This window comes from Gordonia westfalica (assembly GCF_900105725.1).
In the GTDB taxonomy this organism is placed as follows: Bacteria; Actinomycetota; Actinomycetes; order Mycobacteriales; family Mycobacteriaceae; genus Gordonia; species Gordonia westfalica.
Map to the genome: position 1 here is coordinate 1 of NZ_FNLM01000004.1, position 3,823 is coordinate 3,823.

Below are 3,823 nucleotides of genomic sequence, written 5' to 3' on the forward strand. Positions count from 1 at the left end.
GGCGACTTCTTCGTTGGACATCCGAGATCGCGGATCGCCTTTTCAGCCGCCATGGCTCGCTCGGCGTTCTCATTCAGCACTTCGTTCGAGCCGGATGCCATCTTGAAGAGGCCGCCGACCTCTTTGAGCTGTTCCCACGTCGACTTGTGCTGATCGGCGGCAGTGCTCAGCGTCTTCTGGTACGCCCCAACCTGTTCCGCAGCCTTGGCCCAGGTGTCATCGTTCATGGCACCGGGACTCACGGAAAGCGGCACCCATCAGCCTCTGGGACTCCGCAAGCTCCTTCACCGCCTGCGACTGAGCCTTCGCCTTCTGCGTCGCATCGGCGTGAGCCTGCGCGCCCATCATCAGATATGCGGCACCAGCCATGAGCGCGATATTCAAAGGGCCGCCCAATGCCGCAGACAGTCCACCGGCCGCCCCACGTAGTGCGCTGAGTCCGCCGGAAGCGGCCATTCCCGCGTTGGCACCAAGGACGCGGATATGGGCGCCGGCCGTCGAGAGCTGCGGGTTCGCCTGCCGGATGTAGCCAAGCGAGGTCCGATAGGCGTCGGTGAAGTTGCCGATTGCCGGACGCACACCGCCGAACGCCGTTCCGACACGACTGATTCCCGTATGCATCGGGCCGAGCGCCGTCGTGACGCGCCCCAGGATTGCGGGCACGGTTCGGAACGCCAACCACGCCGCGAGCGCTGCGGTGACGTAACCCGGATGCGCCTCCATGAGATCGCCGACAGTCTGAAGCACCGGGGCGAGTCCTTGCAGAATCCCCGACGCCGTCTGGACCGTCGCCAGGAACACCTGCAGCCGCCGACGCCGAGCGACGCAGACGCTTCCGCGAGTGCCGCCCCAATCGTACGCGCTGCAGGACCGAGTTCCATCAGTGAATCCCACAGCGCCGTAAAGGTTTCGGCCGCTCGATCAAGAGCTCCCGAGCCCTCGAGGGTTGCATACAGACCCTTGAGCTGCGGCACCCACTGGTCGAAGATCTTGGCGTCCGCGGCGAGCGCGAAATCCTTCATCTTCGGGGTGAGATCGTTTACTGCTTCGGTCAGGCCGACAACGCCGCCCTTGGCGCGGAGAAGGAACGGCTCCATGCCCGCAGCCGACAGGCGGCCCATCGCGGTCCGGAAGTTGGCGAGCTTCGCGGGAAGGGTCTCGCCCATCTCCTTCGCGAGGTTGCCGGTGCCCTGGTTGATCGCCGTGACGACCTGGTCGAACGAGATCTTGCCCTCTTCGCCGAGGGTGCGGACCTCGGCAGTCGTCTTGCCGATCGACTTCGCAATGAGGTCATAGATCGGCACGCCGCGCTGGGCCAGCTGCAACGCCTCCGAGCCCATCAACTTGCCCGACGCCTTGATCTGCATCATCACGAGGCCGATGTCCTGCGCCGAGGCGCCAGAGGCCGCAGAGATGTTCACCAACGCCTTCACAGCGTTGTTCATGTCGTCGCCCGCCGCCACGCCAGCACCGCCCAGCATCGCTGCTGCCGCCGCTGCATCAGCCAGCGAAGTCGAGGTGCCGGTGACGATGTCATTCAGATCGGCAAGCTGACGCTTCGTGTCACCGGCCGACAGCCCCATATTGCGGAACTGGATGTCCGCCTTCTCCAGGGTGGTGATCCGGTTGTAGCCTGCCGACAGGGCATCCTGCAGCACCTTCGATGCTGCGCCCGCCGCCTTCGACACGCCAATCCCCAGCGCCGTGCCGAGGGCGGTGGACATCGTGTGACCCATGCGACGCCCAGTGTCACCAGCGCCGCGTTCAGCACCATTGAGCGCGTTACGGATGCCAGGAGCGATACGGCTCGTCTCTGGAACGATGGAAATGTAGGCAAACCTAGCTCCGTGGCCACGCTGCCACCCCCTTTGCTTGCCGCCAGAAATGACGAACACCCCAGAGGCTCATGGCCTTAGGGGTGTTCGTTGAGTCCGTATGTATGCGCTGTTTCTAGGCCTTTCGACCGAGGTACTCGATCGCGCTTCGCAGCACGTTCGGGTCATCCTTCAGTAGGCCCAATCCGCGGTTGCACGATCCGCAGAGGAATCCGCGGACGCACTGCCCGCAGGTTCGCCACTGCTTACTCCGTGGAGGGCAGCAGCTGTGGTCATGGTCGATATGTAGCGCCCCCACGCGCTCGCCGCAGATGTCGCAGCCCCGATTCATCGCGGCCGCGTACTCCTCCGGGGTGATTCCGTACTTCAGATATCGGCGCGCTTCGGGGGATTCTCTACCGCAGGTGCGGCACCACTGAGTGTCGGTGCGCTGAAGCCTCGCCCCGGTGCGCCGCTGTAGGGAGAAGTCCTGCCCGCATAGCCGACATTTCGCCGTCGTTGGGCGACGCCCGTTGTATCGAGAGTCGGTTTGCTGACAGCCCCTCGAGCAGTGCTTACGGCGCCCCGACCCCTTCGGACACCTGCCCCGCAAACGACGCACACCCATTCCTTCGACCACGTGTCCGGCCGGAGTTCGCCGTGGCGATCAAGCTGAACCCGGTGCGAGTCGCACACCGTCTGCATGCCCCGCGTAGGGCGGTCGCATGTGGGGTGCTCGCAGATGGGGCGACATTCGTCGGAGCAGTACGCATGCTGTCCGGGACCTCGGTCGATGGGTGATCCACATGTCGGACATGGACGTCGGGTTCGGGTAGCCTTCACGGCAGCCCCTCCTTGGTGCTTCAAGCGAGTGGGTTAGGCCCCGGCTGGTGTTGGTAGCACCTCCGGGGTCGCTCCATTCTATCTCGGGTCGTCGCACTGACGGCTTATCCTGTCGAGATGAAACGTGCATGCATTGCCATCCCAGTAATCGCATTCGCCCTCGCCGCCTCTGGGTGCAGCGACCGAAGCCCCGAGGCCGGTAAGGCTCCTGCGACATCGTCGGCCTCCGCACCTGCCCCTGCAGTCGCAGGTGCGTACACGTCAGTGAGTCAACTCGCGGCCGGACTAACTTCAGCCGGCTTCCCATGCCTGGTTACTGACGCAACCTCGGGGCCGAAGGCTGAGCACGGATCGTGCCCACTAACCCCAACGGCCGAAGCTCGACTGAGTGTGTGGTTCTCAGAAGACCTCGCCTCGAAGGGAATCGCTGCATCGGTAAAGCACTCTGACATCACGGGAGACATCACTGGCGATCGCCACTACTACGTAACGGACCAACCTGGCTGATCAGCCTCGACCAGAACGCGGTCATGGCAGGCCAGATTGCGGGACAGTTCGGCGGCGAACTAGTGAAGTCCGGTGATATCTAGCGCATCGACGCCGCGACCGCCCGAGCCTTCTCAGCCTCGCTGGGACCTTCGCCCTCGGTAGCTTCGGCAGCGTCATCCCGAGGCGGCCCATACCGGGCCGGGAAGTAGATCTCAGGCACTTCGTTAAACGTGGTCAACGCCTGCATGTATCGGAGGTCGGAAACGATCGTCGCCACCTCCGACAAGAGCATCACAGACGGATCAGACCACAGCCAAGTGTCAGGATTCCATGCCGGAACAGCTCCATTGCGTGGTCTGTGCGAGCCCTGCGGACAATAGCCCGCAGGTCAGTCCATGAAAACCAGGCTTCCCGAGAATCCCGCAACCTGAGGCCGCGGGAAATCAGGTCGTACTCGATGGCCTCCCCGTGCTCGTCTAGGAGTCGGCGGAGGCCGAAGATTCCCCCACTGTTGATGTCAGGATCTTCGAGCTGCTCTTGATCCACTGGATGGTGCCCTCAGGGATCTTCGTCATCAGAGCTTGTACTCGGCAGCCGACACGTACGGCTTGAGCCACCGGAGGGTGACTTCCTTCTCCTCGAAACCCTTCAGGGTTTCCTCTGCGTCGACCGGGCGC

4 protein-coding genes are annotated in these 3,823 nt (G+C 63.6%); all 4 read right to left on the reverse strand.

All coding sequences use genetic code 11. The annotated features are described in order from the left end of the window. The coding region (locus tag BLU62_RS00445) for a hypothetical protein (RefSeq protein WP_139179907.1) at positions 1-227 on the reverse strand (227 nt) is incomplete at its 3' end. Further along, positions 217-369, reverse strand: a complete 153-nt coding sequence (locus BLU62_RS32665; protein ID WP_159441501.1) for a hypothetical protein — start codon at positions 367-369, stop codon at positions 217-219. The genes BLU62_RS32665 and BLU62_RS00445, both read right to left, overlap by 11 nt. 11 nt (positions 370-380) lie before the next feature. Then, positions 381-1,724, reverse strand: coding sequence for a tape measure protein (locus tag BLU62_RS00450; RefSeq protein ID WP_159441502.1), 1,344 nt, complete (start codon positions 1,722-1,724; stop codon positions 381-383). A gap of 226 nt (positions 1,725-1,950) precedes the next feature. Then, complete coding sequence (locus tag BLU62_RS34620; RefSeq protein ID WP_099047820.1) at positions 1,951-2,442, reverse strand: endonuclease domain-containing protein; 492 nt, start codon at positions 2,440-2,442, stop codon at positions 1,951-1,953. Positions 2,443-3,823 lie beyond the last annotated feature (1,381 nt).

Excerpts from the sequence above, each read along its gene's own strand:
- BLU62_RS32665 (WP_159441501.1), bottom strand. The coding sequence starts at position 369 with ATGGCTGGTGCCGCATATCTGATGATGGGCGCGCAGGCTCACGCCGAT.
- BLU62_RS00450 (WP_159441502.1), bottom strand. The coding sequence starts at position 1,724 with ATGTCCACCGCCCTCGGCACGGCGCTGGGGATTGGCGTGTCGAAGGCG.
- BLU62_RS34620 (WP_099047820.1), bottom strand. The coding sequence starts at position 2,442 with ATGGGTGTGCGTCGTTTGCGGGGCAGGTGTCCGAAGGGGTCGGGGCGC.